The 20,511-nt window shown below is 71.0% G+C and carries 15 protein-coding genes; 9 read left to right on the forward strand and 6 right to left on the reverse strand.

Annotation, left to right across the window (positions count from 1 at the left end; genetic code table 11):
* Nucleotides 1–72 precede the first annotated feature (72 nt).
* A complete protein-coding gene (locus tag AW272_RS22485) occupies nt 73–1,809 on the reverse strand; it encodes a fatty acyl-AMP ligase (protein ID WP_066368520.1) in 1,737 nt (578 codons plus the stop codon).
* A gap of 237 nt (nt 1,810–2,046) precedes the next feature.
* Between AW272_RS22485 and AW272_RS22490 the strand changes: the two genes are divergently transcribed.
* The 4 genes from AW272_RS22490 to AW272_RS22505 all read left to right on the forward strand — a co-directional run bounded on the left by AW272_RS22490 (nt 2,047) and on the right by AW272_RS22505 (nt 8,391).
* Nucleotides 2,047–3,651, forward strand: a complete 1,605-nt coding sequence (locus AW272_RS22490; RefSeq protein ID WP_066368673.1) for an acyl-CoA carboxylase subunit beta — start codon at nt 2,047–2,049, stop codon at nt 3,649–3,651.
* Nucleotides 3,652–3,743: 92 nt separating this feature from the next.
* Nucleotides 3,744–6,569, forward strand: a complete 2,826-nt coding sequence (locus AW272_RS22495) for a helix-turn-helix transcriptional regulator (RefSeq protein WP_066368522.1) — start codon at nt 3,744–3,746, stop codon at nt 6,567–6,569.
* A 68-nt stretch (nt 6,570–6,637) separates the two neighbouring features.
* Nucleotides 6,638–8,182, forward strand: a complete 1,545-nt coding sequence (locus tag AW272_RS22500) for an acyl-CoA carboxylase subunit beta (protein ID WP_245657674.1) — start codon at nt 6,638–6,640, stop codon at nt 8,180–8,182.
* Complete coding sequence (locus AW272_RS22505) at nt 8,182–8,391, forward strand: acyl-CoA carboxylase epsilon subunit (protein ID WP_157518709.1); 210 nt, start codon at nt 8,182–8,184, stop codon at nt 8,389–8,391. The genes AW272_RS22500 and AW272_RS22505 overlap by 1 nt, the downstream gene beginning before the upstream one ends.
* 119 nt (nt 8,392–8,510) lie before the next feature.
* Here AW272_RS22505 and AW272_RS22510 read toward each other — a convergent pair whose 3' ends face one another.
* The gene (locus tag AW272_RS22510) at nt 8,511–9,617 is read right to left on the reverse strand and encodes an RNA-guided endonuclease InsQ/TnpB family protein (RefSeq protein ID WP_066368528.1); all 1,107 of its coding nucleotides are present in this window, start codon (nt 9,615–9,617) and stop codon (nt 8,511–8,513) included.
* Between the two features lie 133 nt (nt 9,618–9,750).
* On the opposite strand from AW272_RS22510, the gene AW272_RS22515 reads away from it, so the two are divergent.
* Nucleotides 9,751–11,508: an ATP-binding protein gene (locus AW272_RS22515; protein WP_066368677.1), complete on the forward strand. Its 1,758-nt coding sequence runs from the start codon at nt 9,751–9,753 to the stop codon at nt 11,506–11,508.
* A 48-nt stretch (nt 11,509–11,556) separates the two neighbouring features.
* On the opposite strand, the gene AW272_RS22520 is transcribed toward AW272_RS22515, so the two are convergent.
* The 4 genes from AW272_RS22520 to AW272_RS42270 all read right to left on the reverse strand — a co-directional run bounded on the left by AW272_RS22520 (nt 11,557) and on the right by AW272_RS42270 (nt 16,378).
* Nucleotides 11,557–12,228, reverse strand: coding sequence for a 4'-phosphopantetheinyl transferase family protein (locus AW272_RS22520; protein WP_066368532.1), 672 nt, complete (start codon nt 12,226–12,228; stop codon nt 11,557–11,559).
* Between the two features lie 207 nt (nt 12,229–12,435).
* Nucleotides 12,436–12,648 (reverse strand): DUF5988 family protein, encoded by a 213-nt coding sequence (locus tag AW272_RS22525; RefSeq protein ID WP_066368533.1) that lies wholly within the window; start codon nt 12,646–12,648, stop codon nt 12,436–12,438.
* Between the two features lie 84 nt (nt 12,649–12,732).
* Entirely contained in the window at nt 12,733–15,834 is a 3,102-nt protein-coding gene (locus tag AW272_RS22530) for an AfsR/SARP family transcriptional regulator (protein ID WP_066368535.1), read from the reverse strand.
* Nucleotides 15,835–16,192: 358 nt separating this feature from the next.
* Nucleotides 16,193–16,378, reverse strand: coding sequence for a hypothetical protein (locus AW272_RS42270; protein WP_066368537.1), 186 nt, complete (start codon nt 16,376–16,378; stop codon nt 16,193–16,195).
* Nucleotides 16,379–16,630: 252 nt separating this feature from the next.
* On the opposite strand from AW272_RS42270, the gene AW272_RS22540 reads away from it, so the two are divergent.
* Genes AW272_RS22540 through AW272_RS22555 form a run of 4 tightly spaced genes read left to right on the forward strand, consistent with a single transcriptional unit; the run spans nt 16,631 to nt 20,506 of the window.
* The gene (locus tag AW272_RS22540) at nt 16,631–16,984 is read left to right on the forward strand and encodes a hydroxyisourate hydrolase (RefSeq protein ID WP_066368539.1); all 354 of its coding nucleotides are present in this window, start codon (nt 16,631–16,633) and stop codon (nt 16,982–16,984) included.
* A 45-nt stretch (nt 16,985–17,029) separates the two neighbouring features.
* Nucleotides 17,030–18,775 carry a 2-isopropylmalate synthase gene (locus AW272_RS22545; RefSeq protein ID WP_066368540.1) on the forward strand — a complete coding sequence of 582 codons (1,746 nt, stop codon included), beginning with the start codon at nt 17,030–17,032 and terminating at the stop codon, nt 18,773–18,775.
* Complete coding sequence (locus tag AW272_RS22550; protein WP_066368541.1) at nt 18,772–19,533, forward strand: thioesterase II family protein; 762 nt, start codon at nt 18,772–18,774, stop codon at nt 19,531–19,533. The genes AW272_RS22545 and AW272_RS22550 overlap by 4 nt, the downstream gene beginning before the upstream one ends.
* 16 nt (nt 19,534–19,549) lie before the next feature.
* Nucleotides 19,550–20,506 (forward strand): ATP-binding cassette domain-containing protein, encoded by a 957-nt coding sequence (locus AW272_RS22555; RefSeq protein WP_066368543.1) that lies wholly within the window; start codon nt 19,550–19,552, stop codon nt 20,504–20,506.
* The last annotated feature ends 5 nt before the right edge of the window (nt 20,507–20,511 follow it).

Consider the following 20,511-nt stretch of genomic DNA (forward strand, 5'->3'; position numbering starts at 1 on the left):
TTGTCCGACCAAATAAAAGGACCGCCGGGCGGATAATCGCCCGGCGGCCCTGTCGGCATTTCTGGAGAATGGTCAGTCGGCGGCCTTCAATTCGCCGTTCAGATAACCCGCGCGGCAGGCGCGGCGCTGGATTTTGCCACTGGTCGTGCGCGGCAGCAGCCCGCGCCGGACGAGCAGGACCTCATCGGCCCAGAGGCGGTGCTCCGTGCGGATGGTCTCCTGGATCCGGTCGCGGAGTTCGTCGGGACGGGTCGAGCGGAGCACCCGGCCGTCGGCCTCGACGACGACGACCAGCCGCTCGCGCCGCCCGTCGTCCACCGAGAACGCCGCCGCGCAGTTCGGCCGCAGGCCGGGGTCGGCCGACTCGGCGGTCAGCTCGATGTCCTGCGGATAGTGGTTGCGGCCCTTGCGGATGATGACGTCCTTGAGCCGCCCGGCGATGTAGAGCTCGCCCTCGTGGACGAACCCGAGGTCGCCGGTGCGCAGGTGGGGCCGCTCGGCCTCCTCGCCGGTCAGGCGGGCCAGGAAGGTCTCGGCGGTCGCGGCCGGTCTGCCGAGGTAGCCGGCCGCGACGCAGGGGCCGTGGATCCAGATCTCGCCGACCCGGCCCGGCGGGCAGGCCGTCATGGTGGCCGGATCGACGATCTCCACCTGGGTGCCACCGGTGGTGACGCCGCTGCTGACCACCGGTTTGGCCGCCGGATCGTCCTCGTCGAGGATGGTCACCCGGCCCGCGAGCAGGTCGTCGGACGACACCCACAGGGCGCTCGGGAGCAGGTGCGGCGGGTTCGCGGTGGCCTTCAGCGTGTTCTCGGCCAGGCCGTATCCGGGGCAGGGGGCGGTGGCCGCCAGCCCGTACGGCGCGAACGTCTCGGCGAAGTCGCGCACGACCCGCCAGCGCACCGGTTCGGCCCCGTTGATCGCGGCCCGCCACGTCGACAGGTCGACCGCCGGGTCCACCCGGCCCTCGGCCGCCGCGCGCACGCACAGCTCGTAGGCGAAGCTCGGCGCGGCCGCGTGGGTGCCGCGGAAGCGGGAGATGGCCTCCAGCCAGCGGGCCGGGCGGCGGATGAACGCGTCGGGCGGCATCAGGTAGGCGGGCACCCCCGCGACCAGCGGGAACACGACGCTGAGCAGCAGCCCCATGTCATGGAAGAGCGGCAGCCAGGACACCACCACGGCGTCGTCGTCGATGGGGAACGACTGCTCGGTCTCGGTCACGTTGGCCAGGAAGTTGGCGTGGGTCACCATGACGCCCTTCGGCGTCCCGGTCGACCCCGACGTGTACTGGAGCAGCGCCACGTCGTTCGGGGTGGGCTCGGCGAGCGGCCCGGGGTCGGCCGGGGGCATCGACTCGGTGTCGATGATCGCGAGGCCGTCGAGTTCCGGCCGGCCCGCGAAGCGCTCCTCCAGGTCGCGTTTGACGGCCCCGGTGGTCAGGATGGCGGTGGTGCCCGCGTCGTCGGCGATCCCGCGCAGGCGGGCCAAACCCTTCTTGCCGCTGGGCAGCGGGGTGGGCGCGCAGCTCACCCCGGCGCGCAGACAGCCGTACATGGCGCGGACGAACTCCAGGCCGGTCGGGTGCAGCAGGATGGCGCTGCCGCCGGACAGGCCCATCGCGGTGAACGCGGCGGCCCGGTCGGTCGCGGCGGCGTCGAGCTCCGCGTAGGTGAGCGCTTCGGTTAGTTCTTCGCCGTCCGGCAGGAACCCGTAGGCCCGCTCGTGGGGACGGCGCGCCGCTTGGGCGTGCAGGACCTCCGACAGGGTGGTGGCGGGGGCCAGCGGTTTCGCGCTGAAAATCGTGGTCATGGACCGCCTGCCAATTGGTGAAAATGGCGATGGGAATATCGGCAATATCTTTTGCACGGTAGATATGGGGGCGGGAATCCCGCAACGAGAACCCCGATGAGTCTGGGCTCCAGACTTTGTGAATAGGGGTGTCGCAAACTCCGGGCGATTCATACCGTGGCGTCATCTGATGACGTACCGGCGAGAAGAGGCCAGAGGATGTCGCCCGACCTGCCCGCGCCGGCCCCGAGCCGGCGCATGCCCGCGATGCAGGACCTGCCCGGCCTGGCCGACCCGCCGCCCACGACGGCGGTGCGCCTCGCCGACCTCGACGAGCGGCGCGACCAGGCGGTGACGCGCGCGGAGGAACGCGCTCTCGGGAAACAGCACGCCAAGGGCAAGCTGACCGCACGCGAGCGCATCGACCGGCTCCTGGACCCCGGGTCGTTCGTCGAGATCGACATGTTCGTCCGGCACCGCAACGCCGACTTCGGCATGGACCGCGACCGGCCCTACGGCGACGGGGTGATCACCGGGCACGGCCTCGTCGACGGCCGCCGCGTCTGCGTGTTCGCGCACGACTTCACCACGCTCGGCGGCAGCATGGGGGAGGCCTTCGGCGGCAAGGTACTGAAGATCATGGACCTCGCGCTGAAGATCGGCTGCCCGATCGTCGGCATCAACGACTCCGGCGGCGCCCGCATCCAGGAGGGCGTCGTGTCCCTCGCCTACTACGCGGAGCTGGGCCGCCGCAACGTCGACGCGTCCGGGGTGATCCCGCAGATCTCCATGATCATGGGCCCGTGCGCGGGCGGCTCGGTCTACTCGCCCGCCCTCACCGACTTCACCGTGATGAGCGACCGCACGTCCTACATGTACGTGACCGGCCCCGAGGTCGTCGCCGCCGTGACGGGGGAGCGCACCACCCACGACGACCTCGGCGGGCCCGCCCTCAACAGCGAGGTGTCCGGCAACGCCCACTACGTCGGCGTCGACGAGGACGACTCGATCGCCTACGTCCAGGCGCTGCTCGGCTACCTGCCGGCCAACAACCTCGACCCGGCCCCCGCCTACGCCTACGAACCGGAGCCCGGCCTCACCGCCGCCGACATCGCACTCGACTCCGTCATCCCCGACGAGGTGAACCGGGTCTACGACATGTTCGACGTGCTGCGCAGGGTGGTCGACGACGGCGAGCTGCTGGAGATCCAGGGTGCCTTCGCCCGCAACATCGTCTGCGCCCTGGCCAGGGTCGAGGGCCGGACCGTCGGCGTCGTCGCCAACCAGCCGATGGTCCAGTCGGGCGCGATCGACATCGACGCCTCGGAGAAGGCCGCCAGGTTCGTCCGCTTCTGCGATGCGTTCAACATCCCGATCCTGACCTTCGCCGACGTGCCCGGCTATCTGCCCGGCCTGGAGCAGGAGCGGGGCGGCATCATCCGCAGGGGCGCCAAGCTGATCTACGCCTACGCCGAGGCGACCGTCCCCAAGGTGACCGTCGTCATCCGCAAGGCGTACGGGGGCGGCTACGCGGTCATGGGCTCCAAGCACCTGGGCGCCGACGTCAACCTGGCCTGGCCGACGGCAGAGATCGCGGTCACCGGCGCGACCGGCGCCGTCCACGTGCTGCACCGCAAGGTGCTCGCCGCCACGGCCGAGGGCGAGCGGCCGGCGCTGGAACGCCACCTGATCGCCGAATACCAGGAGAAGTTCAGCAACCCCTACGTCGCCGCCCAGTACGGCTACGTCGACGAGGTGATCCGGCCCGCGCAGACCCGGGCCAAGGTCGCCGAGGCCTTCGCGATCCTGCGCGACAAGAGGGTCGCCGGCCTGGAGAAGAAGCACGGGAACATCCCGCTCTGACGCCACCGATAGCGCTTCGATAACGCCCGGAAGTTCACGACTCCTAATGTCCGAAGTGTCTGATGTGAGGCTCCTCAGCAAGGAGGGTGACGATGGGCCTGGTGGAGAGAGGCGAGGCGTTCACGGCGCTGGGCGCGCTGGTGACCGACGCACTCGGCGGGAAGGGCCGCGTCGCGTTGCTGACCGGCACCGTCGCGACGGGCAAGAGCGAGTTGCTGCACACGTTCGCCGACCAGGTCGTGGACCTGGGCGCGCTTCCCGTCGTGGCGATGGCCTCGGCCGTCGAGCGGGATCTGCCGCTGGGCGTGATCGGCCAGCTCATGCAGGACGCGCCGCTCCCCGCGGAGGAACGCGAGCGGGCGATGGCGCTGGTGGCGGAGAGCACCGCGTCCATCCGGGCCAACCCGCAGGCCGCGGTGCTGGAGCCGGTCGACGCGCAGATCGTGCACGCCCTGTGCACCGTGCTGCTGGACCTGTCGGAGCGCTATCCGCTGCTCATCGTGGTCGACGACGTCCACCACGCCGACCGGATGTCGCTGCTCTGCCTGGCCTATCTGGCCCGGCGGGTGCGCTTCGCCCGGATCGCCGCCGTCTTCGGGCAGTCCGACCACGGGCACTACACCGAATCGTTCTTCCAGACCGAGCTGCTGCGCCAGCCGCACGCCCGCCGCATCCACCTCGAACCGCTGTCGCGGGCCGGGGTCGCCGAGCTGGTCACCGCCCGGCTGGGTCAGCGCCCCGCCGAGCGGTTCGCCGCCGAGTGGTACGCGCTCAGCGGCGGCAACCCGCTGCTGCTGGCCGGTCTGGCCGACGACCACCAGACGGCGGAACGCAACCACGGTGAACCGCCCGGCGAGCTCGTGCCCGCCGACCGGTACAGCCAGGCCGTCCTGTCCTGCCTGCACCGGGGCGAACCCCAGGCCCTGCGCGTGGCGCGCGGTCTGGCCGTGCTCGGCGCGCCGGAGCCGCTGCCCCGGCTCCTCGGGCTCAACCCGGCCGAGGTCACCCAGTCGCTGCACGCCCTGGCCAGGGCCGGGCTGCTGTCGATGGGGTCCTTCCGGCACGAGGTCGCCCGCGCCGCCGTCCTGGCCGAGATGGACACCCAGGACCGGGTCGACCTGCACCGGGTCGCGGCCGAACTGGGCCGCGACAGCGGCGCCGCCCCCTCGGCCATCGCCGACCACCTGCTGGAGGCCGGCCGGCTGGGCACCCCCTGGGTCGTGCCGGTGCTGGAGGACGCCGCCCGCGACGCCCTCCGCGAGGGCCGGGTGACAGCCGGTGTCGCCTACCTGCGGCTGGCCTGGGAGGAGTGCGCCGACGAGCAGCACCGGGCCCGGATCATCACGATGCTGGTCCGCGCCGAGTGGCGGATCAACCCGGGCGCGCCCGCCGCGCACCTGGCCGAACTGTCCGACGCCCTGCAGCGGGGCCAGCTCCGGGGCGGCGACGCCGCCGTGCTCGCCCGCGCCCTGTTCTGGCACGGCCGCACCGCCGACGCCCGTGAGGTGCTGGAGCACCTGGCCGCCACCGCCGACCCCGGCGACGCCGAGGCCTCCGCCGAGCTCGCGGTCGTCCGGCCCTGGCTGCGCGCCACCTACCCCGCGTTCTTCGCCGAACTGCGCGCCGCCGAGGAGGCCCAGAAGGGGGACGGCCAGGCTCCGCGCCGGCGCGGCCTGTTCGCCGAGCCGACCCGCTCCGCCGCCGTCTCCGTCGCCGCCCACCGCCGTCTGGAGGCGACCACGGCGCTGTCCGAGGTGCTCACCAAGGGGCCGCGCGGGCAGCTGGTGGAGGGCGTCGAGCGGATCCTGCGCGGCTGCCACCTCGACGAGATGTCGCTCGACACCGTCGAGAGCGCCCTGCTCGCGCTGACCTACGCGGGCCGGCCCGACAAGGCCTCGCCCTGGTGCGACCTGTTCGCAGCCGAGGCGTCCACCCGCATGGCCCCCAGCAGGCAGGCGCGGCTCGACGCGATCCGGGCGGAGATCGCGGTCCGGCAGGGCGACATGCCCGCCGCCGAGGCCCACGCCCGGCACGCCCTGGAGACCATCCCCGTCGGGAGCTGGGGGGTCGCCGCCGGCGGCCCGCTGAGCAGCCTGATCTTGGCCCTCACGGCGATGGGACGCGACGACGTCGGCGAGTTCCTCGACCGGCCCGTCCTGGACACCATGTTCGAGACCCGCTACGGACTGCACTACCTCTACGCCAGGGGCCGCTACAGCCTGGCCGCCGACCAGCCCGACCTGGCCCTGCGCGACTTCCAGATCTGCGGCGAGCTGATCCGCAAGTGGGAGATCGACCTGCCCGGCCTGATCCCGTGGCGGGTCGACGCCGCCGAGGCCTGCCTGCGCGTCGGCCGCGAGGAGCAGGCCCGCCAGCTCGTCGAAGACCAGCTCCGCCGCTGCGGTCCCGCCACCCCGAGGGTGCACGGCATGGCGATGCGGATGCTGGCCGCCGCGGGCAGCGAGGCCAGGCACCGCCCGATGCTGCTGCGCCAGTCGGCCGAGATGCTCCAGGCCAGCGGCGACCGCTACGAGCTGGCCAGGACCCTGCTCGACCTGGTCGAGGCCTACCAGGGGCTCGGCGAATACCGCCGGGCCGGGATGATCGCGGGCCGGGCGCTCGGCCTCGCCCTGGAATGTCAGGCGGAGCCGCTCAGCAGGGCTCTGTTCGGCCGGGGCGAGGGCGAGGAGAAGGCCGTCAGGGCCGAACGCGGACTGAGCACGGTGCTCAGCGACTCCGAGCGGCGCGTGGCCGTTCTGGCCGCTGCCGGATACACCAACCGCGAGATCGCCGGGAGGCTCTACATCACGGTCAGCACGGTGGAACAGCACCTGACCCGGACCTACCGGAAGCTGAACATCACCCGTCGTGCGGACCTCCCTCCCAGTCTCGAGTACGGCAGCCATGTCACCACTTGAGAGACCAGAGGTATCGCATGCACATACAGGAAAGAACTCCGAGGCCGACTGACCTGCCGGCCGAGACGATGCGGGACCGAGTGGCCGAACTGGAGCTGCTCAGGGAGAACGCCCGCACCGGGCCCGATCCCGAGGCGACCCGGCGCCAGCACGCCAAGGGCAAGCTCACCGTCAGGGAACGGCTCGACGTCCTGCTCGACCCCGGGTCGTTCGTCGAGATCGAGACGTTCCGTCGGCACCGCGCGACGGGCTTCGGGCTGGAGCACAAGCGGCCGCACACCGACGGGGTCGTGGCGGGCTGGGGCAAGGTCGACGGCCGTGACGTCATGGTGTACGCCCACGACTTCCGCATGTTCGGCGGCGCGCTCGGCGAGGCCCATGCCACGAAGATCCACAAGGCGATGGACCTGGCCGAGGCCGCCGGAGTGCCGCTGATCAGCCTCAACGACGGCGCGGGCGCCCGCATCCAGGAGGGCGTCACCGCCCTGGCCGGATACGGCGGGATCTTCACCCGCAACGTCCGCATGTCCGGCGTGATCCCGCAGATCAGCGTCATGCTCGGCCCGTGCGCCGGCGGCGCCGCCTATTCGCCCGCCCTCACCGACTTCGTCTTCATGGTCCAGGGCACCGCCCAGATGTTCATCACCGGGCCCGACGTCGTCAAGGCGGTCACCGGCGAGGACATCAGCCAGGACGCGCTCGGCGGCGCCGTCGTGCACGGCACCCTGTCGGGCGTGGCCGGGTTCGTCTACCACGACGAGGTCTCCTGCCTCGAGGACGTGCGCTACCTGCTGTCCCTGCTGCCGGCCAACTTCCAGGAACTGCCCCCATCGGCCCTGCCCGCCGACCCGCCCGACCGGTCCAACGACCGCCTGCTCGACCTGGTCCCGGCCAACCCCGCCCAGTCCTACGACATGGCCCGGGTCATCGAGGAGATCGTGGACGACGGCGACTTCTTCGAGTTCCACAGCGGCTGGGCGGGCAACCTCATCTGCGGCCTGGCCCGCCTCGACGGCCACGTCGTCGGCATCGTCGCCAACCAGCCGAACCACCTGGCCGGCGTGCTGGACATCAAGGCCTCCGAGAAGGGCGCCCGCTTCATCCAGACGTGCGACGCGTTCAACATCCCGCTGGTCAGCCTGGTGGACGTGCCCGGCTTCCTGCCCGGCGCCGACCAGGAGCACAACGGCATCATCCGGCACGGCGCCAAACTGCTCTACGCCTACTGCGCGGCCAGCGTGCCCCGGATCCAGGTGATCGTCCGCAAGGCGTACGGCGGCGCGTACATCGTCATGGACTCTCTGTCGATCGGCGCCGACCTGTCGTTCGCGTGGCCGACGAACGAGATCGCCGTCATGGGCGCCGAGGGCGCGGCCAACATCATCTTCCGCCGGGAGATCGCCGCGTCGGACGACCCGGCCGAACACCACGCCAGGAAGGTCGACGAATACCGCACCACCCTCATGCACCCCTACTACGCCGCCGAGCGCGGCCTGGTCGACGACGTCATCGACCCGCGCGAGACCCGGGCGGTCATCATCCGCTCCCTCGGCCTGCTGCGGGCCAAACACGCGCTGGCCCCCCAGCGCAAGCACGGAAACCCGCCGATGTGATGGACGACCTGCGCATCGTCCGGGGCGCCCCCACGGAGGACGAACTCGCCGCGCTGGTCTGCGCGCTGCTCCTGGTGGCGGAGCAGGGCAGTGCGGACACCAGGGCGGCCCCGCAGCCGGTCGCCGCCCGGCCCTCCGGCTGGCGGCCCTTCGGCCACCGATCCCCCCACTCCTGGTCAACGCCGTCCGTCCTGCGGAGACTGTCTTGACATCCTCCCCACGGCTGAAGCCAGGGGATTCCCACCCTCACGGGTCGGGTTTCCTGCTTCCCAGGGCCGCGCCTTCGCCGCTTTCGCGGGTCTGGTCTCACCAGCCCTCCACAGGCGTTTCACCTCTCCGCCAGCCCGGCGGCGAGGATGTTCTTCGCGGCGTTCACGTCCCGGTCATGAGCGGCACCGCAGGCGCATTCCCAGGTCCGGACGTTCAACGGCATCCTGTCTCGCACGGTGCCGCATGCCGAGCACAGCTTGGAGGAGGGAAACCACCGGTCGACAACGACCAACTCCCTGCCGTACCAGGCGGTCTTGTACTCCAGCATGAACCGCATCTCCCGCCAGGAGGCGTCGGAGATCGCGCGGGCCAGCTTGTGGTTCTTCACCATGTTCCGGACGGTGAGGTCCTCGATCACGACCGTTTGGTTCTCACGGACGAGTCGGGTGGTGATCTTGTTCAGGAAGTCGCGGCGACGGTCGCAGATCCGGGCGTACACGCGGGCGACCTTGAGTTTCGCCTTCTGCCGGTTGGCCGAACCCTTCTCCTTGCGGGCCAGCGCCCGCTGAGCCTTGGCCAGCTCGCGCCGGTCGGCCCGCTCGTGCCGGGGGTTGACGATCTTCTCCCCGGTGGACAGCGTCGCCAGCGCCGTGATTCCCGCATCCACACCGACCGTGTTCAAGGTCGGGTCGAGGGGCCGGATCGCGTCCTGGCACAGGAGGGACACGAACCAGCGGCCGGCCGCGTCCCTGCTCACGGTCACGGTCGACGGTTCGGCGCCCTCGGGCAACGGGCGAGACCAGACGATGTTCAGCGGGCCGTCCATCTTCGCCAGCCTCAGCGCACCGTCCCGGTATTTGAACGCCGAGCGGGTGTACTCCGCCGACGCCCGGGACTTCTTCCGCGACTTGAACGTCGGGTACCCGGCCCGCCTGGCGAAGAAGTTCGCGAACGCCGCCTGAAGGTGGCGAAGCGCCTGTTGCAGCGGAACCGACGACACCTCGTTCAGGAACGCGAGGTCATCGGTGCGCTTCCACTCGGTGAGCGCGGCCGACGACTCCACGTAGGAGACCTTCCGGCCCTCCAGCGTGTAGGCGCGAGTCCGCTCCTCCAGCGCCTTGTTGTAGACCATGCGGGCGCAGCCGAACGTCCGGGCAAGCTCCGCCGCCTGCCCGGGGGTCGGATAGAAGCGGTACTTGTAGGCCCGCTTCACGACCTGCGCCATGCCTCATGTTCTATCGCGCGATCGGTTAAGTCTGGGCGTGTTTTCGATGCCAGACCACGCGGCACCGGCGCCGTGCCGCGTTTCCTCCCCAGGGCGAAAGCCCGGGTCTCCACGCTGGAGGTATCTGATGAAACTGAGCAAGATCCTCATCGCCAACCGGGGTGAGATCGCCGTGCGCGTCGCCCGCGCCTGCGCCGACGAGGGCCTCAAGAGCGTCGCCGTGTACGCCGACCAGGACACCGACGCGATGCACGTCGCCCTGTCCGACGAGGCGTTCGCCCTGGGCGGTGAGAGCCCGGCTGACACCTACCTGAACGTCGCCCGGCTGCTGGAGGTCGCGGCCCGCTCGGGCGCCGACGCCGTGCACCCCGGCTACGGGTTCCTCGCCGAGAACGCCGCCTTCGCCCAGGCCGTCATCGACGCCGGCCTGATCTGGATCGGCCCGCCGCCCGCCGCCATCGCCGCGCTCGGCGACAAGGTGGCGGCCCGCCGGATCGCCCAGAAGGTGGGCGCCCCCCTGGTCGCCGGCACCCCGGAGCCGGTCGCCGACGCCCTGGAGGTCCAGCGGTTCGCCGCCGAACACGGCCTGCCGGTGGCCATCAAGGCCGCCTTCGGCGGCGGCGGGCGCGGCCTGAAGGTGGCCCGCACCATGGAGGAGATCCCCGACCTCTACGACTCGGCGGTCCGCGAGGCCCTGGCCGCGTTCGGCCGGGGCGAGTGCTTCGTCGAGCGCTACCTCGACCGCCCCCGCCACGTCGAGACCCAGTGCCTGGCCGACACCCACGGCAACGTGATCGTGGTCTCCACCCGCGACTGCTCACTCCAGCGCCGCCACCAGAAACTCGTCGAAGAGGCCCCCGCCCCCTTCCTCACCGCCGAACAGACCACGCTCCTGTACGACAGCTCGAAGGCCATCCTGCGCGAGGCCGGCTACGTCGGCGCGGGGACGTGCGAGTTCCTCGTCGGGCAGGACGGCAGCATCTCCTTCCTGGAGGTGAACACCCGCCTGCAGGTCGAGCATCCGGTGACCGAGGAGGTCACCGGCATCGACCTGGTCCGCGAGATGTTCCGGATCGCCGCCGGCGAGCCGCTCGGCTACGACGACCCGCCCGTGCGCGGCCACTCGATGGAGTTCCGCGTCAACGCCGAGGACCCGGGCCGCGGCTTCCTGCCCACCCCCGGCCTCATCACCGCGCTGCACGCGCCGGGCGGGCCCGGCGTCCGGCTCGACGCCGGATACGCCGCCGGGCAGGCCGTGCCGGGGGCCTTCGACTCCCTGATCGCCAAGCTCGTGGTCACCGGCGCCGACCGGGACCAGGTCCTGCGCCGGGCCCGCCGCGCCCTGGCCGAACTCGTCGTCGAGGGCCTGCCGACCGTGCTGCCGTTCCACCGCGCGGTCGTGACCGACCCCGCCTTCACCGCAGACCCCTTCGAGGTGCACACCCGCTGGATCGAGACCGAGTTCGCCACCGTGCTCGTCCCCGGACCCGACGCCGTCCCGGCGCCCGAGCCCGCGCCGCGCGAGCGCGTCACGGTCGAGGTCGGCGGCCGCCGCCTGGAGGTCGTGCTTCCCTCGTCGCTGCGCACCCACCGGATGAAGGCCGACGGCGACCCCGGGCAGCGCCGCCCGCCGCGCCGTCAGGGCGCGACCGGGGTGCGTACCGTCGCCGGGGGAGACGCGCTGGTCAGTCCCATGCAGGGCACCATCGTGAAGGTGGTCGCCGCCGAGGGGACCGTGGTCTCGGCCGGGGACGTCATCGTGGTGCTGGAGGCGATGAAGATGGAGCAGCCGCTCACGGCCCACAAGTCCGGGGTGATCTCCGGGCTCGGCGCGGCGGTGGGGCAGAACGTCACGTCCGGCACGCTCATCTGCGAGATCAAGGACATCTGACGCACGTGCCGCCCGGCCCGTCCGACAAGGGGGCCGGGTTCGCTCGTCTCACCTTTTGACGGTGGCGGCGGGGATGACGATCGCGGTCAGGATCAGTCCGTCCTTCACGAGCCACCGCCCGGTGAACACGTCCAGCCGCTGCCCGTTGACGCGTGGTCCGGTGACCAGCAGCTGCGCGGAGAAGACCCCTCGGAGCGGGTCGATGTCGACCAGGGCGTCCTCGAAGCCGAGCCACCTGTTCACCAGCGGGAACCACGACTTGTAGACCGATTCCTTGGCGCAGAACAGCATCCGGTCCCAGCGGATCGAGGGGTGCTCGCGGAGCAGGTCGCGGATGAGCCGCCGTTCCTGCGGCAGGCCGATCGCGGCCAGCACGCCGTTGGGCAGCGGCTCGTTCTGCTCGGCGTCGATGCCGATCGCGGCGACCTCGGACCTCGTGCCGAGCACCGCGCCCCGGTAGCCGGCGCAGTGGGTGATGCTGCCGGTGACGCCGTCCGGCCAGAGGGGCTCGCCGCGGACGCCGGGCAGGATCGCCGCGGCGGGACGGCCCAGCATGCGCAGGGCGTCGCGCGCGCACACCCGGGCCGTCGTGAACTCTCTGCGGCGTTTCTCCACCGAACGGGAGATGATCGCCTCTTCCTCGGGGAACAGAGCGCCGTCCAGGAACTCCTCGCAGGTGTCGGCGGCCACGACGTACGGGGGCAGGATCGGCTCGATCATGGCGATTCCTCTGCGGGAAGGCTGCTCACCAGCCGCTGTATCCGCTCACACGGGTGGCCGCCAAGGCCGTGGGGAGTGAGCACACCGACCCGTCGGGACCTCTTGAGAGTGCTCATAGTAGCGAGAGTAGGAAAACCTGATGTCGGGGTGAACCTCTGCGGACCCGGTCTCGGGTCCGCGACCTGCGGTTAAGGGGCGTAGGGGGTGTCACTCGGCGATCTTGGTGCGCATGGTCCAGCGGTAGATCCACTCCGGCGCGCCCGACTCGACCCGCTCGAAGTGCTCGTAGCCGCCCTGGTTGAGGATCTTCACCTTGCCCGCGTGGGGCTCCACCCGCACCTGACGGGGGCAGTCGGCCGGCCCGCCTTCCAATACGACGTCGACCAGGCCGTCGAGAGCTGGAGCGTTGTTCGTCCGCATGGGGGACTCCTTTAACACCTGGAGATTGCGATCCGTGATTCCATGCTGACGACCCGGATCCGCCGCGCCTATCCCCTAGAACCCCTATGACCCCGAGGGCTGGCGCAGCCGCAGCGACAGCCGCTCGCGCAGCCGCTCGTCGGTGGGGGCGCCGAGCTTGTCGCACAGGTCGTGCGCCTCGATGAGCGCCTCCCGCGCGGACGCGCCGTCGCCCGCCGCCAGATGCGCGTCGCCGAGCAGGATCAGGGTCCTGATCCGATAGAGCGTCGCGTTCATCTCCTGGAACAGGGTGAGGGCGCCGATCAGGTAGGGGAAGCTGTCGTCCGGCAGGTCGCGGGCCAGCGCCAGTTCGCCCTGGGCGAGCTTGATCCGGCCCTCGGCCAGCCGGTGGTTGGCGGTGCCGGCGAGCGTCAGCGCGTGGCGCAGGGTGGCGTCGGCCGGCCCGTGCTCCCCGAGGCGCACCTGGGCGAGGCCGAGCCCCTGCAGGGCGTACGCCTCGCCGGTCCGGTCGCCCATCTTGCGCACGACGTCGCGGGCCTGCTCGAAGACCTTGCACGCCGCCCCCGGGTCGCCCGACTCCAGGAGCATGTGCCCCATCCCGTGCAGCACCTGGGCCTCGACCCGGCGGCTGCCGCCCTCCTGGCTCAGCTTCAGCGCCTCCACCAGCAGTTCGCGGGCGCCGTCGAGATCGTCGGTCTCCAGCCGGAGCTGGGCCAGGTTGTTGATCACGTACGCGGAGGCGACCCGGTCGCCGATCTTGCGGAAGATCTTCAGGGCCAGTTCGTTGTGGACGGCCGCCTCCTCGAACCGGCCGGTCATCCGATCGAGCAGGGCGACGTTGCGGATCACCAGCGCGATGCCCTGGTCGTCTCCGGCCTGCTCGAACAGGGCGACGGCGGCGTCGAAGTTGTCGCGGGCCTCGGGGAAGCGCTGCTCGGCGATGTAGAGCGAGCCCAGCGAGTAGAGCATGGCGGCCTGGCCGCGCATGTCGCCGGCCCGCCGGGCGGCGGCCAGCGCGATGGTGTGGGTGTCGCGCCAGTCGTCGAGGTACTCGCGCGACTCGAACAGCGTCACCATGCTGATGGCCAGGTCCCACGCCAGCTCGACGAACCCGGCCTGGGCCGCGTGGCGGATGCCGCTGACCAGGGTCAGCCGCTCCTGCTCGTACCAGAAGAGCGGGGCGCTCACGATCTCCTCGACCAGCCGGGCCGGCAGCGGCCAGCGGGGGGCGGTGCTGTGGACCTGGACGTAGTCGCCGCCGTACTCCATGTTGTGCGCCGCCTCGGCCAGGAACAGCAGGGCGCCCAGGGCCCGGCCGAGCGCGGCCTTGCGCTCGGCCGCGGGTTCGGCGGCGGCGAGCTGCTCGCGGGCGAACACCCGGATGAGGTCGTGGAAGCGGTACTGGCTGTGCACGCCCCGGCCCACGCCGATGGTGTCGATGAGCTGGGCGTCGGCCAGATCGTCCAGCAGATCCTGGGTCGTGTGCAGCGGCCGGTCGAGCAGCGCGGCGCTCACCCAGGGCGAGAACGCCGGGAAGTCCAGGATGGCCAGCAGCCGGAAGAGCTGCTTGGCCTCCTCGCTGGTGCTCTCGTAGGTCATCGAGATGCTGGCCCTGATCCCCATCCCGCCGTGCTTGAGCTCGTCGAGCCGCCGGGTCTCGTCCTGGAGGCGCTCGGCGAGCTGCTCCACGCTCCAGTGCGGCCGGGCCGACAGCCGGGTGCCGGCGATGCGCAGCGCGAGCGGCAGCTGACCGCACAGCCGGGCCAGCGACGCGGCCGACTCGGGCTCCGACTGCACCCGCTCGGCCCCGGCGATCCGCGACAGCAGCGCGATCGACTGCTCCATGTCGAACACGTCGATCTCGATGTGCAGCGCGCCCGGCAGGCCCGCCAGCCGGCTGCGGCTGGTGACGATGACGGCGCAGGCCGGTTCGCCGGGCAGCAGCGGCAGCACCTGGCCCTCGCTGCCCGCGTCGTCGAGCACGACCAGCATCTTGCGGTCGGCGAGCAGGTTCCGGTACATCTCGGCGCGCTCGTCGAGGCTGTCGGGGATGGCGCTGCCGGTGACCCCCAGCACCCGCAGGAAACGCCCCAGCACGTGCATCGGGCCGACCGACCGGGAGGCGCCGCCGTGCAGGTCGGCGTAGAGCTGGCCGTCGGGATAGCGCCCGGCGATGCTGTGCGCGGCGTGCACGGCGATCGTGGTCTTGCCGATCCCGGGCTTGCCGGAGATCCCGATGACGGGCACGGCGAAGCGGGCCGAGTCGTCGGCGAGCATGAGGTACTGGTGGAGCTCGTCCACCTGCTTCGACCGGCCGGTGAAGTCGGCGCTGTCGGCCGGCAGCATCTTCGGCACCACCGTGTGCGGCGACGGCGCGACCGGCGCGGGGCCGGGCCCGGCGGTGACCTGGGGCCGGATCACGGCGGGGGCCGAGGGCGCGGCCAGCTTCTCGCTGGAGGTCAAGATGCCGTGTTCGAGCTGCTGGAGCTGCTCGTTCGGCTCGATGCCGAGTTCCTCGATCAGCGTCCGGCGCGCGATCCGGTAGACCTGCAGCGCCTCCGCCTGCCGTTCGGACCGATAGAGGGCCAGCATGAGCTGGCCGCGCAGCCGCTCGCGCAGCGGATATTCCTCGACCAGCTCGGTCAGCTCGGCGACCAGCTCGTGGTGGCGGCCGAGGTCGAGCTCCAGCTGCAGGCAGTCCTCATTGGCGGTGATCCGGTTCTCCGCGAGCCGCCCGGCCGCCGACTGCACGATCCTGCTGTCGATGCCCTCGAGCGCCGGGCCGCGCCACAGCGTGAGGGCCTCCCGGAACAGCCGCACGGCCTGCTCTGTCTGGCCCGCGTCGCGGGTCTGCCGGGCCTGGGCGGTGAGCCGCTCGAACCGCTGCGCGTCGATCTGCTCGTTCTCGGCCTGCAATACGTATCCGCGCGGCTGGGTGGCGATGAGGTTCGGCGCACCGGATTTGGTGAACAGGCGGCGGAGTGAGGAGACGCAGATCTGCACCTGGGAACGCGACGTCGGCGGCGGATTGTCGCCGTAGAGGGCCTCCATGAGGCGGCCCATTGTCACCACCCGGTTGGGCTCCAATACCAGGAGGGCCAGCATCGTCTGCTGTCTGCTTCCTCCCAGGTCCAGGCGATCGTCGGCGATCGCGACCTCGAGCGGGCCTAATACCCGAAACTCCATCGCAAACTGCTCCCCGTCCCCCGGCACGCTGGCGCGCCGGACCCCGAACATGCCAACGCCGCACTGGGGAGAACCATTAAGCGCTGCGTCGCTTAATGTGTGCGGCGGTTCAATCGGGGATCTTACTGTGCGGGCGCATCGGGATCCATAGACGGTTCCGCATTCCTAGAATGCGGTTCAGTATTCGAGACGGAGTCGGTGGCCGAAATTCCGTATTCACTTCTGCCGGCCTCTTGGATGCGTTTCGTGCGAACTCTGTCACGTTCCGTGAAATGCGCTCACGCCTACACGACAGAACGGCCGGAGAATCCTCCGGCCGTTCTCATCCGTGCAGCCATGATCCCATGTGCACCAGTGGTCAGCCCCAGGGGGTGTTGGCGTAGCTGCCGGTGGGGCTGGGGGAGGGGGAGGGAGAGGGCGCCGGGGCGGAGGTCTCGGCGGCCGAGGGGGCGGCCACGAGGGTGGCGCCGAACGCGGTGCCGGCCAAGGCGATCGCTGCGGTAGCGGTGAGCTTGAGCATGTGGCTGCGGGTGGCGTTCTTCATGGCGGGATCCTCGATCTCTCATCGCGTTCGGGGCTTTGATTCGAGTTGGCGTTCCGGAGTGCGTCTTCAACGTAAGAAAGGCCGCCATTCCGCTGATATCGCCCCGCTTCCGTCCGGCCATCGGCGGTAATTCGCCACCCCGATAGCGACGCGAAGGCGCCTCGATAGCGGCCGCTGCCACCCTGATCGCAGGCGGGCGAAGAGGCCCGTCTTCACCGATGCGCTAAACAGCCCGCACGGCGGGTGGGGGAGATGGGTGTCCTGGCGATGAGGATCACAGCGCAAGCGCTCGACAGCATGTACGGCCGGGCGGCTGCCGGAGTCCAGGCCAGGTTGGAGCACTCGGCGGACCTGGGCTGGCGCACCGTCGCGTCAGCCGAGACCGACGGCGACGGCTCCATCCTCGAATGGCCGGACGCTGTTTTCCGACGAGGCCTTTACCGCCTCGTGTTCGACAGCGACACCTATTTCGTCGGCCTGGGCATCAACGCCGCCTACCCGGAGATAGCCGTGATGTTCCGGATCCTCGACGAGGCCGATTCCTACCAAATCCAAGTGGTCCTCGCGCCTCACTCGCATTCCACATACTTCGGTACCGCGGGCTAATTGAATGCGGGTGGCTGGAGTGAGGGTGAAAGGGGAATAATCGTGATGAAGAAGTCCAACCCCGTGGGTCGCTATCGCGCGCCCGCACCCGTGCCGTTGCCGGGCCGCCGCTGGCCCGACAACGTCATCACCCACGCGCCGCGCTGGTTGTCCACCGACCTGCGCGACGGCAACCAGTCGCTCGCCAGCCCGATGTCGCCGGCGCGCAAGGCGCTGATGTTCGACCTGCTCGTCCGCATGGGCTACAAGGAGATCGAGGTCGGCTTCCCGTCGGCGAGCCAGGACGACCACGACTTCGTGCGCCGGCTCATCGAAGAGGACCTGATCCCCGACGACGTGCGGATCACCGTGCTCTCCCAGGCCCGCGACGACCTGATCACCACCACGGTGAAGAGCCTGGTCGGGGCGTCGCGCGCCAACGTCCACATCTACAACGCCACCTCACCCCAGTTCCGCCGCCTGGTGTTCAGGATGGGCAAGGACGAGTGCCGGGACCTCGCGGTCCAGGCCGCCCGCCTGGTCCTGGATCACGCCGACGGCGTCCTGGCCGACTGCGACCTGGGCCTGCAGTACTCCCCGGAGATGTTCAACGACACCGAGCTGAACTTCTCCCTGGAGGTCTGCGAGTCCGTCATGGACGTCTGGCAGCCGGGACCCGGCCGCGAGATCATCCTGAACTTCCCGACGACCGTCGAGCGCACCTCTCCCAACGTCTTCGCCGACCAGATCGAGTGGCTCGACCGCAACCTGTCGCGCCGCGAGCACGTCTGCCTGTCGGTGCACCCGCACAACGACCGGGGGACCGGCGTCGCCTCGGCCGAACTGGCGCTGATGGCGGGCGCGCAGCGGATCGAGGGCTGCCTGCTCGGCAACGGCGAGCGGGCGGGCAACGTCGACCTGCTGACCCTCGGCATGAACCTGTTCAGCCACGGCGTCGACCCCGGCATCGACTTCTCCGACCTCAACACGGTCCGGCGCACCGTCGAACTGTGCACCGGACTGCCCGTCCACCCGCGTCACCCCTACGCGGGCGACCTCGTCTACACCGCCTTCTCCGGCTCCCACCAGGACGCCATCAAGAAGGGGTTCGACGAACTGGAACGGGCGGCCGAACGGTCCGGGACCGACCCGGCCGAGCTGCCGTGGGAGGTGCCCTACCTGCCGGTCGACCCGGCCGACGTCGGGCGGACGTACGAGGCGCTGGTCCGCATCAACAGCCAGTCGGGCAAGGGCGGCGTGGCCTACGTGCTGGGCGCCAGGCGCGGCCTGCACCTGCCGCGTGACCTGCAGATCGAGTTCGCCCGGCTGGTGCAGCGGCACTCCGAGGCCACCGGCGCCGAGATCTCCGCCGAGCGGATCGCCGAGCTGTTCGAGCAGTCCTACGTCGCGGCGGCCGGGCTGCCCGTGCCGCTCACCTTCCACGGGCGGGTCCTCGCCCACCTGCACGTCGACGCCCGGAGCTTCGACACCGACGGCGACCGCGTCGACGTCGTCGAGGCGGTGCGGGCCACGCTCGCCGCCCGGGGCGTGGACGTGCGCACCGTCAACCGCACCGGAGTGGGCGCGCGCGGCGGCGGCCGGGTGGCCGTCTACGCCGAGTGCCACATCGGTTCCGTCACCACCGGCGCCCCGGTCTGGGGCGTGGGTCTCGCCGACGACGTCGAGATCGCCGCCCTCCGCGCGGTCGGCGCGGCCGCCGACCGGGTCACCGCCGTCTCGCCGTGCGAGGCGCCCCGCAGGTCGTCGAAGGATCGACGCCGCCTGGCCATTCTTGGAGGAACACGTTCATGAATCTCGCCGATGACCTGTGGATCCGGCGCTTCACCCCGGCGCCGGACGCCGTCGCCCGCCTCGTCTGCCTGCCGCACGCGGGCGGCTCGGCGAGCTACTACAACCCCGTCTCACGGGCGATGTCGCCCGCCGTCGAGGTGCTGGCGGTGCAGTATCCCGGCCGCCAGGACCGCAGGGGTGAGCCGTTCGTGGAGGACATCTCCACCCTCGCCGACCAGATCCACGAGGCCCTGCGGCCCTGGACCGACCGGCCGCTGGCGCTGTTCGGGCACAGCATGGGCGCGGTGCTCGCCTTCGAGCTGACCCTGCGGATGGAGAAGGAGGGCCTCCGGCCCCTCGCCCTGTACGCCTCCGGCCGCCGGGCCCCCTCCACCTACCGGGCCGAGAACGTGCACCTGCGCGGCGACGCCGGGGTCATCTCCGAGCTGAAGCGGCTGAACGGCACGGCCGGCAACTTCCTCGACGACGACGAACTGCTGCGCATGGTGCTCCCGGCCACCCGCGCCGACTACCGCGCCATCGAGACCTACAGGTGCGCACCCGGCGCCGTCGTCCAGACCCCGATCGTCGCCCTGACCGGCGACGACGACCCCAAGACCACGGAAGACGAGGCCCGCGCGTGGTCCGCCCACACCAAGGGCGGCTTCGACCTGCGCGTCTTCCGGGGCGGTCACTTCTTCCTCAACGACCACGCCCACAAGATCAACAGCGACATCCGGGCGCACCTCACCTCGGCGGTCGCCGCCGGTCGTGTCTGAGCATCAGGAGCGATAAATGATCATTGAAGCGCACGAACTGCGCAAGACGTTCGTCTCCGGACGCGGCAAGGGCAACGAGGTCGAGGCCGTCCGCGGCATCGACCTGGAGGTCGCCGACGGCGAGGTCTTCGCCGTGCTCGGCCCCAACGGAGCCGGCAAGACCACCACGGTCCGGATGCTCGCCACCTTCACCCCGCCCACCTCCGGACGCGCCCTCGTCAACGGGTTCGACATCGTCAAGCAGGCCGACAAGGTCAGGGCCAGCATCGGCTACGTCAGCCAGTCGGGCGGCGTCGACGACCTCGCGCCCGCCATCGAGAACCTGATGCTGGCCGGCCGCATCGCCGGGATGTCCAAGGCCCAGGCCAAGGCGCGCGCCGAGGAGCTCATGGAGATCTTCGCTCTCGGCGAGATCGGCAACCGTCCGGCCCGGACCCTGTCCGGCGGCCAGAAGCGCCGCTTCGCCGTCGCGATCGGCCTGGTCGCCGCCCCTCCGCTGATCTTCCTGGACGAGCCCACCACCGGCCTGGACCCGCAGAACCGCGCCAACCTCTGGGAGGAGGTGCGCAAACTGCGCGCCCAGGGCACCAGCGTCCTGCTGACCACCCACTACCTCGACGAGGCCGACGCCCTGTGCGACCGGCTCGTCATCGTCGACCACGGCAGGATCGTCGCCGAGGGCACCCCGGAGGCGCTCAAGAAGGAGGTGGCCGGCGACGTCGTCACCGTGAAAGTGGCCGACCGCATCGAGCAGGCACGCGCCCTGCTGTCGGCCGAGCCGTACGTCCGGGAGGTCGTCCAGGAGGACGACCTGCTGCGCGCCTACCTGGACGACGGCGAGCGCGGCCTGCCCTCCGTGCTCCGCGCCCTCGACCGCGACGGCCTGGTCATCCAGTCGATCACGCTCTCCCGGGCCACCCTCGACGACGTCTTCCTCAAGCACACCGGCCGCTCGCTGCGCGACGCCGCCTGATCGGA

The sequence above is a fragment of the Herbidospora mongoliensis genome (assembly GCF_001570545.1).
GTDB lineage: Bacteria > Actinomycetota > Actinomycetes > Streptosporangiales > Streptosporangiaceae > Herbidospora > Herbidospora mongoliensis.